Below are 15285 nucleotides of genomic sequence, written 5' to 3' on the forward strand. Positions count from 1 at the left end.
TCGGACATCGAGGCACCCGCCGTCCCTGTGATCGGGGTCGTTCCCCCGATCGTGGCACATGATCGGGGGCGGGCTCCGGAGCGAGTGCTTGACCTTGTCGCAGCGTCAGGGTTTCTACTGAGGCCCATGCGTATCGGCGAGATCGCCGCCCTCGTCGGGGTCACCCCGCGGGCCGTGCGGCACTACCACCAGTCCGGGCTGCTGCCCGAGCCGCCGCGGCGGGCCAACGGGTACCGGGAGTACGGGATCCGGGACGCCGTGCTGCTCGCCCGGATCCGGCGGCTGACCGAGCTGGGGCTCGGGCTCGACGAGGTGCGCGGGGCGCTCGCGGACGACGAGGGGCGGGGGCTCGTGGAGGTGCTCCGGGAGCTGGAGGCGGACCTCGCCCGGCAGGAGGCGGTCATCCGGGAGCGGCGGGAGCGGCTCGCCGCGCTGCTCGACCGGGCGCGGGACGGGCTGCTGCCCGCCGAGGGGCCCGTGTCGGAGGAGTTCGGCGAGCTCCTCGCGGGGCTCGGACCGGCCTCCGACTCGCCCATGGCGGCGAAGGACCGCGAGATCCTCGCCCTCCTCGACACCGTCGTCCCGGAGGAGGAGCGGGCCAGGGTGATCGGCATGCTCCACGGGACGGCGGAGTACGCGCACGAGGTGTACGCGCGGCTCGACGACCTCGCCGAGGCGGCTCCCGACGACCCCCGCGTGGCCGAGGCCGCCCGGGTGCTCGCCGACGCCCTGCCCGACGAGGCGGGCTGGGAGCCGCCCGCCGAGGGCGCGGACGGGCTCGCGGACGTCTTCTTCGGCGACCTCGCCCCCGCCCAGTCCGCCGCCGTCCGCCTCGCCCTCCGCCTCGTCCAGGAGCGGCAGCAGAAGGGGAAGCGATGACTCGGCGCGCCGGCGAAGCCGCCGTCATACGGGGCCTGCGGTTCGTCGCGTACACCGCGCTGCCCGTCGAGGTCGTCCTCGCCGTCTGTCTCGTCGCCGGCGTGCAGATCCCCGGTGCCGTCCTCGCCGTCGCCGAGCTCGTGGTCGTGGCGCTCCTCGTCGCCGAGGGTCTCGTCTTCCGCCGGCTGCGGCGGCGCGGGCTCTCCGTCCGGGAGGCCGTCGCGGAGCTCGTGCCCGAGCCCGTGCTGCGGCTCGTCGGGCACGAGCTGCGGCTGATGTCGAGCCTGGGGCGGTGGGTCGCGCGGCGGCCGCACGGCGTCGACGGCGCGACCGGCGTCTTCCCGCACGCCCGCGACCAGGCCGCGCTGATCTACGGCTTCGCGTTCGTCTGCCTCGTCGAGACGGTCGGCATGTCGTACCTGCTCGCCGACTGGCCCGCCGCCCACGCGATCGTCCTCGTCCTCGACGTCTACACCGTGCTCTTCGTGCTGGGCCTGCACGCCGCCTCCGTGACCCGGCCGCACGTCCTCACCGGCGACGTCCTGCGGCTGCGGCAGGCCGCGCACGTGGACGTGTCCGTACCGCTCGACCGGATCGCGTCCGTCCGGCGCGAGTCGCTGTTCTCGCACGAGAAGACCGAGGGCGAGCTGAACCTCGCCGTCGGATCCCAGACCTCCGTCACCGTCGAGCTGGCGGAGCCCGTCGACGTGCCCCGGCTCCTCGGCGCGCCCCGGGCCGTCCGGATCATCCGCGTTCACGCCGACGACCCCAAGGCGCTGGCCGACGCCCTCACGCGGGCGCGAACAGCACCTTCGCCGACCCCGGGTCCGCCTCCGCGAGCCTGACCCGCAGCCACTCCCCCAGCGGCAGGTGGGAGGTGCCGCCCTGGATCCGGGCGACGACCGCCGGGTCCTCCAGGTGGACGGTGCCGACGGCCGGTTCGCGTTCCTTCACGTCGATCACGTACGCGTCGAAGACCTCGCCGACCCGCTCGCTCAGGAGCGCCGCCTCGACGATGTCGACGCTCTCGCGCTCGACGGTGTTGGCGCGGCGCGTGCCCGCCGCCATCTCGTCGGGGAGCGCGGGCAGCGCGGCCCGCACCCACTCGGGCGGTTCGTTCCCGGCGACCGCCGCCACGCACAGCTCGCCCGCGTACCGGTCGACGAGCCGGCGCAGCGGCGCGGTGCAGTGGGTGTACTCGTCGGCGACGGCGGCGTGCACGGCCGGGGTGGGGATGAGGCCGTCGGTGAAGACGGTGTACCCGGCGCCGCGCAGGAGGGTGGTGCACTCCTGGAGGAAGGCGGCGTGGCGCGGGTTCGCGGGGTCGGCGGAGCGGACGACGTCCGCGTACGAGACGTGGTGCGGCCAGTCCACGCCGAGGGCCCGCGCGGAGCGGCGCAGCCGGGCGACCGCGCCGTCGGGGGCGGTGGGCAGGGTGCGGAGGATGCCGGTGCCGGCGGCGGTCATGAGGTCGGCGGCGGCCATGCCGGTGAGCAGGGAGATCTGGGCGTTCCAGCCGTCGGCGGGGAGTGGCGCCCGGTAGGCCAGGGAGTACGTGTGGTCGCTCTCGACGATCTCCTGTTCGGGGACGCTGAGGGAGATCCCGCCGCGCTCGGCTTCGAGCGCCTCGCGGAGCCGTCCGATGTCCCGGAGCAGGGCGAGGGGTTCCTCGGCCGTGCCGGAGTCGATCTGCCGCTGCGCGCCCGCGTAGTCGAGCTTGGCGCGGCTGCGGACGAGGGCGCGCCGGACGTCGGTGGCGACCCTGCGCCCCTCGGCGTCGAGGTCGATGCGCCAGAGCAGCGCGGGGCGGGGCTCGCCGGGGAGGAGGCTGGCGGCACCCTCCGAGAGGACGGGCGGGTGGAGGGGGACCTTGCCGTCGGGGAAGTAGAGGGTGAGGACCCGCCGGTGGGCCTCGGCGTCGAGCGCCGAGCCGGGCGCGACGAACGCGGCGACGTCGGCGATGGCGTAGTGCACGCGGTAGCCGCCGTCGGCCCTGCGGGCCAGGTGCATGGCCTGGTCGAGGTCGGTGGAGGTCGGCGGGTCGATCGTGAAGAACGGCAGGTCGGTGGCGTCGTGGTCGGGGAGCCGGGGGGCCTTCGCCGCGGCTTCGGCCTCGGCGAGGACGGCGGGCGGGAAGGCATCGGGGATCGCGAGCTCGGTACGGAGTGCGCGCAGGGCGGCCCGCAGCGGAGCCTCGGCTGCGCCGGTCACGTGGATGTGGCGGCGGGGCATGGACCGAGCGTATGGCGAGGGGTGGGGTGCGGCACTTTGTAGGCTGGACAGCCGGGGCCGCACCCCCACCCCCGTCCGTACGAAGGAGAACCACCGTGCTCGTGCTGTTGCCGCCCTCCGAAGGCAAGGCCTCCTCGGGGCGCGGGGCGCCGCTCAAGCCGGAGTCGCTGTCCCTGCCGGGGCTCGCGGAGGCGCGGGCCGCGGTCCTGGACGAGCTGGTCGAGCTGTGCGCGGCCGACGAGGAGAAGGCGCGGGAGGTCCTCGGTCTGAGCGAGGGGCTGCGCGGCGAGGTCGCGAAGAACGTCGAGCTGCGGACGGCCGGCGCGCGCCCGGCGGGCGAGGTCTACACGGGCGTCCTGTACGACGCGCTGGGCCTGGCGACCCTGGACGCGGCCGCCCGGAAGCGCGCGGGGCGTTCCCTGCTGGTGTTCTCGGGGCTGTGGGGCGCGGTGAAGGTGACCGACCGGATCCCGTCGTACCGCTGCTCGATGGGGGTCAAGCTGCCGGGGCTCGGCGCGCTGGGCGCGCACTGGCGGGGCGCGATGGCGTCCGTGCTGCCGGAGGCGGCCGGGGACGGGCTCGTCCTGGACCTGCGCTCGTCGGCGTACGCGTCGGCGTGGAAGCCGAAGGGCGAGGTGGCGGCGCGGACGGCGACGGTGCGGGTGCTGCACGCGCCGACCCGGAAGGTCGTCAGCCACTTCAACAAGGCGACGAAGGGCCGGATCGTCCGGAGCCTCCTGGAGGCGGGCGCGGAGCCGGGTTCGCCGGAGGAGCTGGCCGTGGCGCTGCGGGATCTGAAGTACGTGGTGGAGGAGGGCGGCAAGGCGGGGGCGCTGGACGTGCTGGTGGACGAGATCCACTAGACCGTCATTCATTGCACCCTGCGCAACGCTCGTTGCGCATCACGCTCGCCATGGGCACGATGAGGCCCATGACGAGCGTGTTCGACCTTGCCCCGGAAGCCCTGGAATCCCTGGAAGTCCCGGCAGCCCGGGAAGTCCCGGAAGTCCCGGCAGCCCGGGCAGCCCGGGCAACCCCCGTCGTCCCCGTCGTCGTGATCGAGGACGCCGCCGACGCCGTCCCCCTCGCCCGCGCCCTCGTCGCCGGCGGGCTGCCGTTGATCGAGGTCACCCTCCGCACCCCCGCCGCGCTCGACGCGGTCCGCGCGATCGCGGCCGAGGTGCCGGAGGCGGTCGTCGGCGCGGGCACGGTCGTCTCGGCCGCCGGGGTCGCGGACGCGGTCGGCGCCGGGGCCCGGTTCCTGGTGAGCCCGGGGTGGACCGAGCGGCTCCTCGACGCGATGCGGGCGTCGGGCGTGCCCTTCCTGCCGGGCGTCTCGACGACCTCGGAGGTCGTGGCGCTGCTCGAACAGGGCGTGGAGGACATGAAGTTCTTCCCGGCGGAGGCGGCGGGCGGCGTCCCGTATCTGAAGTCCCTCGCGGGCCCGCTCCCGCAGGCCCGGTTCTGCCCGACGGGCGGCATCTCCCTCGCCTCCGCCCCGGCCTACCTCTCCCTCCCGAACGTCGGCTGCGTCGGCGGTACGTGGATGCTGCCGCCCGACGCGCTCGCGGCCCGCGACTGGGCCCGGGTCGAGGCGCTGGCACGCGGGGCGGCGGAGCTCCGGGCCCCGCTCAGTCGCCGGGAGCGGTGAACTCGACTCCCAGGTGGTCGGTCACCGGGCGGTAGCCGAGCCGCTGGTAGAGGGCGTTGCTGGTGGGGTTGGCGAGGTCCGTGAAGAGCAGGACCTGTGAGGCGCCGCCGTCCCGCGCGGCCCGGCTGACCGCCTCGGTGACACCGGCCGCGTAACCGCGACCGCGCTCGGCGCGCGGGGTGTAGACGAGGTGGACCCGGGCCTGGCCCTCGATCGTGGGCGAGACGCAGGCCATCGACACCGGGCGGCCGTCGGGCGCCTCCCAGAGGACGAGTCGGCCGTCGACGACCCGTTCCGTGACGTGGCCGGTGAAGTCCCTGCCCGTGGGGTCCTCCCCGATGTCCAGGGCGAACTCCCGGGCCCAGGCGGAGAGGAACGGGATGTCGGCCTCGCCCGCGACCCGAGGACGTCCGGCCGGGGCCGGGTCCGGCGGGACCAGCTCGCCGAGCCGGAAGAGCCGCATCCGGACGATGGCCGTCCAGGGCCGCCCGGTGGCCTCCGCGAACGCCTCGACGGCCGCCGTCTCCCCCCGGACGACCGTCGGCTCCTCGCCGGCCGGGAAGACGAGCGCGCGGGCCGCCGCCATCGTCACGGCCCCGAAGGAGGGCTCGCGCGGCGGCGACACCGCGAGCGCCCCGGTGACCCGGCCGTCGGGCTCGGCCCACCAGCCGAGCCGCCCGGCGGAGTCCATGAGGGTGAGCACGGCGGTGTTACGGGCCGCCTCGGCGGCCAGCAGGTCGGCCGCGGCGGCCCGGAAGGCGGCGGCGTCCTCGGTGAAGTACCACGTCATGAACGGTGATGGTGGTACGCCACCGGGGACCGGGTCCAGCCTTTTACCGCACGCCCGCCCGCCTGCACGCCCGCCCGCCTGCCGCCGCCACGGCTCGGCGCGGATGCGCTCGGCGCGAATGTGCTCGACGCGGATGCGCTCGGCTCGGATGTACTCAGCGCGAATGCGCTCAGCGCAGGTGCGAGGTGTCGTTGAGGAGCCGTACGGACGCGTTGCCGTCGGCGTAGTAGGCCACCGCCGAGATCGAGGCCGCCGACAGCTCCATCCGGAACAGCGACTCCGGCGGGGCGCCGAGCGCGAGCCGGACCAGGGTCTTGATCGGGGTGACGTGGGTGACGAGGAGGACGGTACGGCCGGCGTGGGCGGCGGTCAGCCGGTCCCGGGTGGCGGCGACCCGCCGGGCGACGGCCGCGAAGCTCTCGCCTCCGCCGGTCGGCGCGGCCTTCGGGGAGGCCAGCCAGGCGTCCAGGTCGTCGCCGTACCGCTCGCGGACCTCGCCGAAGGTCATCCCCTCCCAGGCCCCGAAGTCGGTCTCGCGCAGCCCCCGCTCGACCTGCACGTCGAGCCCGAGGCGGGCGGCGACGGCGGCGGCGGTCTGGCGGCAGCGGGTGAGGGGCGAGCTGACGATCTCCTGGATCGTGCCGCGCGCGGCGAGCGCCTCGGCGACGGCCTCGGCCTGGCGCAGCCCGGCGGCCGACAGCTCGGGGTCGGTGCCGCCGCTCCCCGAGAACCGCTTCTCGGGCGTGAGGGCGGTCTCGCCGTGGCGCAGCAGGACGAACGTCGCCGGAGCACCCATGTCGGGCCCGGTCCACCCCTGCGGAGCCTTCTCCGCCTGGGTGGTCGCCTCCGTCCGCGCGGCCGAGGCGAGGGAGGCGCGGGCCTGCGCCGCTACGGCCTCGTCGGGGGCGAACAGCCCGTCGTCGACCTGATCGGAGGCCTCGGACGGCTCGACCGTCCGTGTCGCGAGCGCCGCACGCGCGCGGGCCGCGCCCGCCGCCGCGTCGCCGGGCGGGCCCGACGGCGGCAGGCTCGCGGCGCTGCGGGCGGCGGCGGTGTCCAGCGCCGCCGTCGAGCCGGACGGCTCCCACTGGCGGCCCTGCTTGCCCGCGTCCATGGCCTCGTTGGCGAGCCGGTCCGCGTGCTTGTTCAGCTCGCGCGGGATCCACTCGTAGCGGACGCGGCCCGCCGGGAAGACCCGGCCCGCCTCGGCCGCCAGCGGCTTCATGTCCGGGTGCTTGATCTTCCAGCGGCCGGACATCTGCTCGACGACCAGCTTGGAGTCCATGCGGACGTGGACGGTGGCGTCCGGGAAGAGCTCCCGGGCCGCCGTGAGCCCCGCCACCAGGCCCTTGTACTCGGCGACGTTGTTCGTCGCCACGCCGATGTACTCGGCCGCCTCCGCGAGCGTCTCGCCCGTCACCGGGTCCAGGACCACGGCCCCGTAACCGGCGGGCCCCGGGTTGCCCCGGGAACCCCCGTCGGCCTCGACGATCACCTCACGCGAGGACGGAGACGGCATTACAGACCGGACTCCGAGGTGCGGACCAGGATCCGGCTGCAGTTCTCGCAGCGGACGACCTTGTCGGGCGCGGAGGCGCGGATCTCGTTCACCTCGGTGACGTCGAGCTCCAGGCGGCAGCCCTCGCAGCGGCGCTGGTGCAGCCGGGCCGCGCCGATGCCGCCCTGCTTCTCGCGCAGACGGTCGTACAGCTTGAGCAGGTCGGCCGGGATGGAACCCGCGACGAGCTCGCGCTCCTTGGTGACGGAGGCGGCCTCGGCGTCCAGCTCGCCCTGGGCGGCGTCGCGCCGGGCGGTGGCGTCGTCGGTCTTGGCCTGGACGGCGGAGACCCGCTCGGTCAGCTCGGAGACGCGCTCCTGGGCGGACTCGCGGCGCTCCATGACCTCCAGGACGATCTCCTCGAGGTCGCCCTGGCGCTTGGCGAGGGAGACGATCTCGCGCTGGAGGTTCTCCAGGTCCTTCGGGGAGGAGACGGCGCCGGAGTCGAGCCGCTGCTGGTCGCGCGCGGAGCGCTGGCGGACCTGGTCGACGTCCTGCTCGGCCTTGGTCTGCTCGCGGCCGCAGTCGCTCTCCTCGGTCTGCGCGGCGACGAGCAGGTCGCGCAGCTGCGTGAGGTCCTTGGTCAGCGACTCGATCTCGGCGTGCTCGGGCAGCGACTTGCGCTTGTGGGCGAGCTGCTGGAGTCGGACGTCCAGGCCCTGGACGTCGAGGAGGCGGATCTGGTCGGCGGGCGCGGCGTTCAGTTGGGGGCTCCAGGGGAGGTGTGGTGGGAGGACCAGGGGTCGGTGACCGTCTTCGAGACGTGGACGCGGAGGTCCCAGCCGTGGCGGTCGGAAATCGCGTCGAGCTGGGCGGCGGCCTGCTCGCACCAGGGCCATTCGGTGGCCCAGTGGGCGGCGTCGACCAGGCCCAGTAGGGACTGTTGGGTGGCCTCGGAGACCGGGTGGTGACGCAGGTCGGCGGTGAGGAAGGCGTCCACGCCCGCGGCCCGTACGGCGTCGAAGAGGCCGTCGCCGGAGCCGCCGCTGACGGCGACGCGGCGGACGGTCATGCCGGGGTCGCCGGCGACCCGGATGCCCTGCGCGGTGGCGGGCAGGCGCTTCGCGGCGCGGGCGGCGAACTCGGCGAGGGTCTCGGGGTGGTCGAGCTCGCAGATCCGGCCGAGGTTGTTCTCGGGCACGAGGGGGCCGGTGACCCGGAGGTCGAGCGCGCCGGCGAGGGCGTCGGAGACGCCGGGCTCGGCGGTGTCGGCGTTGGTGTGCGCGACGTGGAGGGCGATGTCGTGCTTGATGAGGTGGTGCACGACGCGGCCCTTGAAGTGGCCGGCCGAGACCGTCGTCGTACCGCGCAGATAGAGCGGGTGGTGGGTGACGAGCAGGTCGGCGCCGAGGGCGATCGCCTCGTCGGCGATCTCCTGGACGGGGTCGACGGCGAACAGGACGCGGCCGACCTGGGCGTCGGGGTCGCCGCAGACGGTTCCGACCGCGTCCCACTGCTCGGCGCGCTGGGGCGGCCAGAGGGCGTCGAGCGCGGCGATGACTTCAGACAGGCGGGGCACGAAGGAAAGGCTACCTGTCTCGTCTTTGCGCCTAAACCGGCGGAGCTCTCGCGGAGGTGCCGGGGCGCCGTCGGGGTTGCTCGATGCGTGGTCGCGGTGGTCTCGGACGGCAGAGCGCCCGGTGCCGTCGACGGGCGCCGGGCGCTGCGCGCTCCTACTTCTTGACGAGGTCGGTGCGCAGGTCGTCGAGGACGCTGTTCGCGGCGGTCACGCCGAGGCCGAGGTACCAGGTCTCGTCCGGGACGTCCTTGGCCTGGCCGGCCTTGACGGCCTTGAGGTTCTTCCAGAGCGGGTTGGCCTGGGCGGCGTCCTTCTTGGTGGCCTTGGCGTCGCCGTAGACGCCGGTGAAGATCCAGTCGGCGTCGGCCTCGTCGATCTTCTCGGGGCTGATCTCGGCGGCGAGGTCGTCGATCTGCTGGTTCTTGGGCCGGGGCAGGCCGGTGTCCTCCAGGATCGTGCCGATGAAGGAGGCCTTCGCGTAGAGGCGGATCTTGCCGGGGAGGTAGCGGACCATGGAGACGGTCGGCTTGTTCGGGCCGATGTCCGTGCCGAGCTGCTTCGCCTTCGTCTCGTACGCGGAGAGCTTCGTCTTCGCCTCGGCGGTCTTGTCGAGCGCGGCGGCGTTGAGGAGGTAGTTCTCCTTCCAGGTGAAGCCCGGGCGGATGGAGAAGACGGTCGGCGCGATCTTCGACAGCTCGTCGTACTTGTCGGCGGCGCGCAGCTGGCTGCCGAGGATGAGGTCGGGCTGGAGGTTGGCGATGGCCTCCAGGTTGAGGTTGTTGATGGTGCCGACGGACTTCGGGGTGCCGGCGTCCTTCCCGAGGTAGGCCGGGATGCCGTCGTCTCCCTCGGAGGGGGCGTAGCCGACGGGCTGGATGCCGAGGGAGACGACGTTGTCGAGCTCGCCGACGTCGAGGACGACGACCCGCTTGGGGGCGGCCTTGAGCTCGGTCTTGCCGAGGGCGTGGGTGAGCGTGCGCGGGTACTGGCCCGGCTTCGCGTCGGTGCCCATGGCCGCGGTCTTGGCGGCGGCGTCGCCGAAGTCCTTGCCGCCGGTGGCGACGTCCTTCTTCTTGGTCGCGTCCTCCTTCGCGGAGGCGTCGGATCCTCCGTCCCCGCCTCCGCAGGCCGCGAGGGAGAGCGCGGCGGCGAGGGCGACGACGGTGGCGGTGCCGCGACGGCGGAAGGACATGGGAAGGCTCCTGTACGTGCTTCGTGAGGCGCTCCGGGCATCCCTGGGTGCTTCCGCGGGTGCTTCCGGGCGCGCTTCTGTACGGGGTGACGGGCGCAATCGAACGGAGCCACAGGCTCCGCTTAGGCTCGCCTTACCTTACTCATCACGGGTCACTCCAGCACAGCCACCCCCTCCCCCTCAGCCGAACCGCCGGACGACCACCCTTATGTGTGAAGTGACCGGGCTCGTGTTGTTCGGCAGGAAGTGCGAAAACTAGCTTCGTGGCCGGAGGTGACGAGTCGATGACAGCGTGTGCCATCGAGACCGCGGCCGAGGACGACGACCGCGACAAGGACCCCACCGGGTCGGCCGGCTTCACGATCACGGCCAACGGCGCGTACGCGGCCAGGCTCGCGGGCGCCGGTGACGCCCTGTACGTGGAGAGGTGGACGCTCGACGGCCCCGAGCCGTACGCCGTACCACTCCCCCTCGGCCAGCCGGAGGAGCCGCACGCCCAGCTGCTGCCCCTCGCGGACGGCCGGGTCCTCGTCGCCCGCCGCGTGGACGGGCGGCGGAACACGTTCTCGCTGCTCTACCCCACGGGACCGGCCACCGGGGAGCTCCAGCTCGGCGCGGTGGAAGCACCCGGCTCCGAGCGGCTGGTCCTGCTGCCGCCCTCGCCGGACGGCATCTGCGCGTACGCCATGTGCGTCGGCCCCGACACGACGACGCTGTGGCTCGTCGCGGGCGGCGCCTTCGGCCCCGAGCAGATCGCGGAGGTCAAGGGCCGCTGCACGGGCGGGGTGTGGCTCGACCGCACGGGCCGGATGCTCGCGCTCGACCGCCGGCTCGACGACGGGCCGGTGAAGGCCGTCGCCGTCGACCTGGAGCGGGGCGGCGAGGTGACACCCCTGCTCCAAATCACCGAGGAGAGCGACGACCGGCTGCTCCTCGCCGACCCGGACAGCGGGCTGCTCCTCATCGGCTCCGACGCGCCGTCGCCGGGTCGCGAGCGGCTCGGCTGGGGGGTGCTCGGCAGCCTGCTGCCGGTGCGGTTCCCGGAGTGCCTGCGGCTGGACGACGCGGCGGTGACGCCGTTCGCGGTGCAGCCCGGGCAGGTGCTGATGCCGGAGAGCTGCTCGGTGGCGCTGCGGATCGACGCGGCGGGCGGGAGCTGGGTGGGGACCTGGGAGCCCTCGTCACGCCGGCTGGCCCAGTCGGCCGCGCCCGTGGGCTGGCTGGCCGGAGCGGGCCTGTGGACGGCCGGGGGCGTCCTGCGGCTGCCGTACGCGACGGCCGGGGCGCCGTGCGGGCTCGCGGACCTGGAGACCCCGCCCGAGCCCCTGCCGGTGCCGGTCGTGGTGGTCGCCGACGAGCCCCGGGTGTGCCGCCCGGTGCCGTTGCAGCAGGCACCGCTGGGCGACCGCAAGCCCGCCGGCTGAGACGGGACTTCCCGTAGCGGACCGGCGGACCGGCGGACGGACGGACGGTCAGCCGAGCCGCTGCCGCAGGCCCGTCTCGGCGGACCGCTTGATCGCGTCGAGCAGGCGGTGCGTGCGGACCGCCGCGCCGAAGTCGGGCCCGAAGGACTCGCCGGTACGGATCGCCCGCGCCAGGTCCGCGTACACCTGGTGCACATTGCCCACCGGCGACGGCACCCCGGCCGCCGCCGGACGGTAGCGGTCGGGCAGCGCGAGCGTGTCCACGGGGCCGCCGTTGACCTCCGCGCGCGTGAGGACGAACTCGGGTCCGACCAGCGAGTCGTCGGTGGAGCGCAGGACGAGCCGGCCGGCCCGTCCGTGCACCTCGACGCGGAAGCCGTCGCCCCGCGGTCCGCCCGTCATGAAGTGCGCGGAGGCCGCGGCCCCCGACTCCAGCAGGCCCGCCACCACGATCTGGTCCGGCGAGGTCACCTCGATCTCCTCGCCGGTCTCCTGAAGGGTGACCGTGCGGATCCGGGTCGTCAGGGACGCGGACAGCTCGGCGAAGTCACCCACGATCGACCGGTACATGTCGAGGGAGTGGCCGCCGACGACCGCCACGTGGTTGACGCCCTTGGTGTGGTCGAACAGCGCCGTGTACCGCTGCGACCAGACCTCGGGCGCCGCGAGCGAGTAGGTGAGCGAGGTGGACAGGACCTCGCCGACCGCGCCCTCGGCGAGCAGGTCGCGCAGGTACCGCACCATCGGGTGGTGGCGGGACTGCAGCCCGACCGCGGCCCGGACCCCGGCCGCCTCCGCGCTCGTACGGAACCGCTCGGCGGTCTCCGCGTCGAGTGCCAGCGGCCACTCGCTGTAGACGTGCTTGCCGGCCGCGATCGCCGCGTCCACCAGGCCGTCCCGCTGCGGGAGTTGTACGGCGATGGTGACCAGGTCGACCTCGGGGTGCGCCATCAGCTCCCGGGCGTCGGCGAAGGCGTGCCGGGCCCCCCACACCTCGGCCGCGGCGCGCGCCGACTCCGGGCTCGTACCGGCGACCGCGGTGATCTCGTAGTCGTCCTGCGAGGCCGCGAGGGCGGGCAGGTGGATGGCGCGCCCCCAGCCTCGCTCGGCGTGCGCCCCGACGACTCCTACGCGAATCCTGTCCGCCATGGTGACTCCCCCTGCTCCGACCCTGTTCCGGTGACAGGGATCATGGTCTGGGACCATCGGCCGCAGGGGAAGGAGGCACATTCATGTCCCAGGGGAACACCGATGTGACCGTCCAGGTCAGCGCCGTGCGGCAGTGCGAGACTCCTGCCGCGGAGGCCGCCTGTTCCGTGCTCGACGTGCTCGGCAGGGTCAGCGGGAAGTGGAGCATCGGCATCCTGCTGGTCACCACGCAGGGCCCGGCCCGCTTCACCGAACTGGAGCGGCAGCTCAAGGGCATCAGCCGTCGCATGCTGACGCTGACCCTGCGCAATCTGGAGCGCGACGGCCTGCTGATCCGCACCGTCTTCCCGACGGTGCCGCCGAGGGTCGAGTACACGGCGACACCGATGGCGCGGGAGCTGTACGACTCGCTGGTCGACCTCGCCGGCTGGGCCGAGCGGCACGTCGAGGCGATCGACCGCGCCCGGGTCGCGTACGACGGGACATGACGGAGTCCGCATCATTAAACTCACGGGTTGCACAGCAAGGCCGAAAGACCGATTCATACGGGGTGAGTTGCACCATGTCGGAAGCAAGCACGGAGGGTAAGGAGCCGAACGGCTCCGGAAGGCACCGCGGAGAGGCGTCGCCGGCGGAGGACTCCACGTCCTCGCCGCACGGTCGCCACCGCCGCGAACCCGACGCGCAGTGACCGAGTAGTCCAGCAGACGGTTCAGCATGACTGTTCAGCACGGTGAAGGGCCCCGGGTCTCCCCGGGGCCCTTCACCGTTCCCCACCTTCCCCCCTGACCGTCCCCCGCGTCAGCCCTTCTTCAGGCCCAGGACCTCCGCCGCGGCGAAGGTCTCGCCCGCCGGGCGGGACGCGTAGTGCGGAGTCAGCACGGAGTCCAGTTCCTCGTACGTGAACGCCTCCTTGGCCGTGTCGAACTTGGCCGACACCCTGGGCCGGTCCACGACCGCGACCATCCCGCCGTGGACGACGAGCAGCTGGCCGTTGACCCCGGCCGCCGCCGGGGAGGCGAGGTAGCCCACGAGCGGCGCCACGTGCTCCGGGGACAGCGGGTCGAGGTCCCCCTCGGCCGTCGGCTCGGCGAAGCCGGCGAAGACGTCCTCGGTCATCCGGGTCCTGGCCCGCGGGCAGATCGCGTTGGCCGTCACCCCGTACCGCGCGAGCGCGAGCGCCGACGAGGTGGTCAGGCCCACGATGCCGCCCTTGGCCGCCGCGTAGTTGGGCTGGCCGGCGGAGCCGGCGAGGAAGGCCTCGGAGGAGGTGTTGACGATCCGGCCGTAGACGCCGGTCTCCCCCGCCTTGGACCGGCCCCGCCAGTGCACCGCGGCGAAGTGCGTGGTGTTGAAGTGGCCCTTGAGGTGGACCCGTACGACGGAGTCCCACTCGTCCTCGCTCATCGAGAAGACCATCCGGTCGCGCAGGATGCCCGCGTTGTTGACCAGGACGTCCAGCTTCCCGAACTCGGCGACCGCCAGGTCGATCAGGCCCCGAGCCGTCTCGAAGTCGGAGACGTCGCCGAGGTGCGCGACCGCCCGGCCGCCCGCCGCGCGGATCTCCGCGGCGACCTCCTCGGCGGGCGCGGCGGAGGCCGCTCCGGAGCCGTCGCGGCCGGCCTGTCCGTAGTCGTTGACGACGACGGCCGCACCGAGCCTGGCCAGTTCGAGCGCCTCGGCGCGGCCGAGGCCCCGCCCGGCGCCGGTGACGATCGCGCTCAAACCCTCAAGAGGGAGTGACATCTCGCAGAAGTCCTCTCAGGTCTCTGATCTCGGATCTCAGATCTCGATGCAGGTGCGGAGCGCCGTGCCCGTCCGCATCTGCTCCAGTGCCTCGTTGATCCCGGCCAGCGGCACCCGGTGGGTGATGAGCGACTCCAGGTCGACGCGGCCGGCCCGCCAGAGCGCGATGGTCCGCTCGTACGACGTGAGCACGTCCCCGCCGCCGTACATGGAGGGCAGGATCTTCTTCTCGTCGAAGAACAGCTCGAACATGTTGAACTGGAGGAAGTCGTCGAGGGCGCCCGCGCCGACGACGCAGAGGGTGCCGCCGCGCCGGGTCGTCTCGTAGGCGGTGCGGGCGGTGGCGGACTTGCCGACGACCTCGAAGACGTAGTCGAAGCCCTCCCCGCCGGTGATCCGCTGCTTGGCGTCGGCGAGCGCGTCCGGGGCGACGGCCTCCGTGGCGCCGAAGCGCAGCGCGGCCTCGCGCCGGGACTCGACGGGGTCGACGGCGATGATCTGGGCGGCGCCCTGGAGCTTGGCGCCCTGGATCGTGGAGATGCCGACACCGCCGCAGCCGATGACGGCCACCGACGAACCGGCCTCCACCTTCGCGGTGTTGATGGCCGCGCCGAGGCCCGTGGTGACGCCGCAGCCGATGAGGGCCGCGATGTCGAAGGGCACGTCGTCGGGGATGGGGACGGCGCAGCCCGCGGGGACGACGACCTCCTCGGTGAAGGTGCCGGTGCCGGCGAAGCCGAAGACGTCCCCGCCGGGGCGCTTGAAGTTGGGCGTGCCGGCGTTCATGAAGCCGGCGAGGCAGAGCTGCGTCTGGCCGCGCTTGCAGGCGGGACAGACGCCGCAGGCGGGCAGCCAGCAGAGCAGGACGCGCTGGCCCTGGCTCAGGTTCGTGACGCCGTCGCCGACGTCGAGGATCTCGCCCGCGCCCTCGTGGCCGGGGATGAAGGGGGCGGGCTGCGGGAGGACGCCGCTCATCGCGGAGACGTCGGAGTGGCAGAGGCCGGTGGCCCGGACGCGGATCCGCACCTTGCCGGGGCCGAAGCCCACCGCCTCGACGTCGTCGAGGACTTCGAGTTTGTCCTGGCCGATCTCGTGCAGTACGGCTGCGCGCATGGTGCGGCTCCCCTCAGGAGTTCAGACGTGGG

General features: G+C 73.8%; 15 protein-coding genes. 6 read left to right on the top strand and 9 right to left on the bottom strand.

Translation table 11 applies throughout. The features are described 5' to 3' along the window. Positions 1 to 126: 126 nt before the first annotated feature. Entirely contained in the window at positions 127 to 879 is a 753-nt protein-coding gene (locus ASC82_RS00270) for a MerR family transcriptional regulator (RefSeq protein WP_056639695.1), read from the top strand. Beyond that, positions 876 to 1724: a hypothetical protein gene (locus ASC82_RS00275; RefSeq protein ID WP_056639698.1), complete on the top strand. Its 849-nt coding sequence runs from the start codon at positions 876 to 878 to the stop codon at positions 1722 to 1724. The genes ASC82_RS00270 and ASC82_RS00275 overlap by 4 nt, the downstream gene beginning before the upstream one ends. Here ASC82_RS00275 and ASC82_RS00280 read toward each other — a convergent pair. Beyond that, positions 1669 to 3111: an RNB domain-containing ribonuclease gene (locus ASC82_RS00280; RefSeq protein WP_056639700.1), complete on the bottom strand. Its 1443-nt coding sequence runs from the start codon at positions 3109 to 3111 to the stop codon at positions 1669 to 1671. The genes ASC82_RS00275 and ASC82_RS00280 overlap by 56 nt on opposite strands. Positions 3112 to 3206: 95 nt before the next feature. Between ASC82_RS00280 and yaaA the strand changes: the two genes are divergently transcribed. Beyond that, positions 3207 to 3974 (top strand): peroxide stress protein YaaA, encoded by a 768-nt coding sequence (gene yaaA, locus ASC82_RS00285; RefSeq protein WP_056639703.1) that lies wholly within the window; start codon positions 3207 to 3209, stop codon positions 3972 to 3974. Positions 3975 to 4042: 68 nt separating this feature from the next. Then, positions 4043 to 4762 (top strand): bifunctional 4-hydroxy-2-oxoglutarate aldolase/2-dehydro-3-deoxy-phosphogluconate aldolase, encoded by a 720-nt coding sequence (eda, locus tag ASC82_RS00290; RefSeq protein WP_079038954.1) that lies wholly within the window; start codon positions 4043 to 4045, stop codon positions 4760 to 4762. On the opposite strand, the gene ASC82_RS00295 is transcribed toward eda, so the two are convergent. The 5 genes from ASC82_RS00295 to ASC82_RS00315 all read right to left on the bottom strand — a co-directional run bounded on the left by ASC82_RS00295 (position 4743) and on the right by ASC82_RS00315 (position 9821). Next, a complete protein-coding gene (locus ASC82_RS00295) occupies positions 4743 to 5552 on the bottom strand; it encodes a GNAT family N-acetyltransferase (RefSeq protein WP_056639706.1) in 810 nt (269 codons plus the stop codon). The two genes, eda and ASC82_RS00295, sit on opposite strands and share 20 nt — an antisense overlap. A gap of 169 nt (positions 5553 to 5721) precedes the next feature. After that, on the bottom strand, positions 5722 to 7071 hold the full coding sequence (locus ASC82_RS00300) for a bifunctional RNase H/acid phosphatase (RefSeq protein WP_056639709.1): 1350 nt from the start codon (positions 7069 to 7071) through the stop codon (positions 5722 to 5724). Continuing rightward, the gene (locus ASC82_RS00305) at positions 7071 to 7814 is read right to left on the bottom strand and encodes a C4-type zinc ribbon domain-containing protein (protein ID WP_199862453.1); all 744 of its coding nucleotides are present in this window, start codon (positions 7812 to 7814) and stop codon (positions 7071 to 7073) included. The genes ASC82_RS00300 and ASC82_RS00305 overlap by 1 nt, the downstream gene beginning before the upstream one ends. Then, the gene (locus ASC82_RS00310; protein WP_056639712.1) at positions 7811 to 8629 is read right to left on the bottom strand and encodes a Nif3-like dinuclear metal center hexameric protein; all 819 of its coding nucleotides are present in this window, start codon (positions 8627 to 8629) and stop codon (positions 7811 to 7813) included. The genes ASC82_RS00305 and ASC82_RS00310 overlap by 4 nt, the downstream gene beginning before the upstream one ends. A 154-nt stretch (positions 8630 to 8783) precedes the next feature. Further along, positions 8784 to 9821: an iron-siderophore ABC transporter substrate-binding protein gene (locus ASC82_RS00315; RefSeq protein WP_056639715.1), complete on the bottom strand. Its 1038-nt coding sequence runs from the start codon at positions 9819 to 9821 to the stop codon at positions 8784 to 8786. Positions 9822 to 10105: 284 nt separating this feature from the next. On the opposite strand from ASC82_RS00315, the gene ASC82_RS00320 reads away from it, so the two are divergent. Beyond that, positions 10106 to 11245 carry a hypothetical protein gene (locus ASC82_RS00320; RefSeq protein WP_056641335.1) on the top strand — a complete coding sequence of 380 codons (1140 nt, stop codon included), beginning with the start codon at positions 10106 to 10108 and terminating at the stop codon, positions 11243 to 11245. A gap of 48 nt (positions 11246 to 11293) precedes the next feature. Here the strand turns inward: ASC82_RS00320 and ASC82_RS00325 are convergent, their stop codons facing one another. Continuing rightward, positions 11294 to 12394, bottom strand: coding sequence for a Gfo/Idh/MocA family oxidoreductase (locus ASC82_RS00325; RefSeq protein WP_056639717.1), 1101 nt, complete (start codon positions 12392 to 12394; stop codon positions 11294 to 11296). Positions 12395 to 12477: 83 nt separating this feature from the next. On the opposite strand from ASC82_RS00325, the gene ASC82_RS00330 reads away from it, so the two are divergent. After that, entirely contained in the window at positions 12478 to 12882 is a 405-nt protein-coding gene (locus ASC82_RS00330; protein ID WP_056639720.1) for a helix-turn-helix domain-containing protein, read from the top strand. A gap of 313 nt (positions 12883 to 13195) precedes the next feature. Here the strand turns inward: ASC82_RS00330 and ASC82_RS00335 are convergent, their stop codons facing one another. Further along, positions 13196 to 14140 carry a 3-oxoacyl-ACP reductase gene (locus ASC82_RS00335; protein WP_056639723.1) on the bottom strand — a complete coding sequence of 315 codons (945 nt, stop codon included), beginning with the start codon at positions 14138 to 14140 and terminating at the stop codon, positions 13196 to 13198. Positions 14141 to 14176: 36 nt separating this feature from the next. Further along, positions 14177 to 15253: a Zn-dependent alcohol dehydrogenase gene (locus ASC82_RS00340; protein WP_056639726.1), complete on the bottom strand. Its 1077-nt coding sequence runs from the start codon at positions 15251 to 15253 to the stop codon at positions 14177 to 14179. Between the last annotated feature and the right edge of the window lie 32 nt (positions 15254 to 15285).

Origin of the sequence: Streptomyces sp. Root431 (assembly GCF_001426585.1) — a bacterium.
GTDB classification, from domain to species: Bacteria; Actinomycetota; Actinomycetes; order Streptomycetales; family Streptomycetaceae; genus Streptomyces; species Streptomyces stackebrandtii.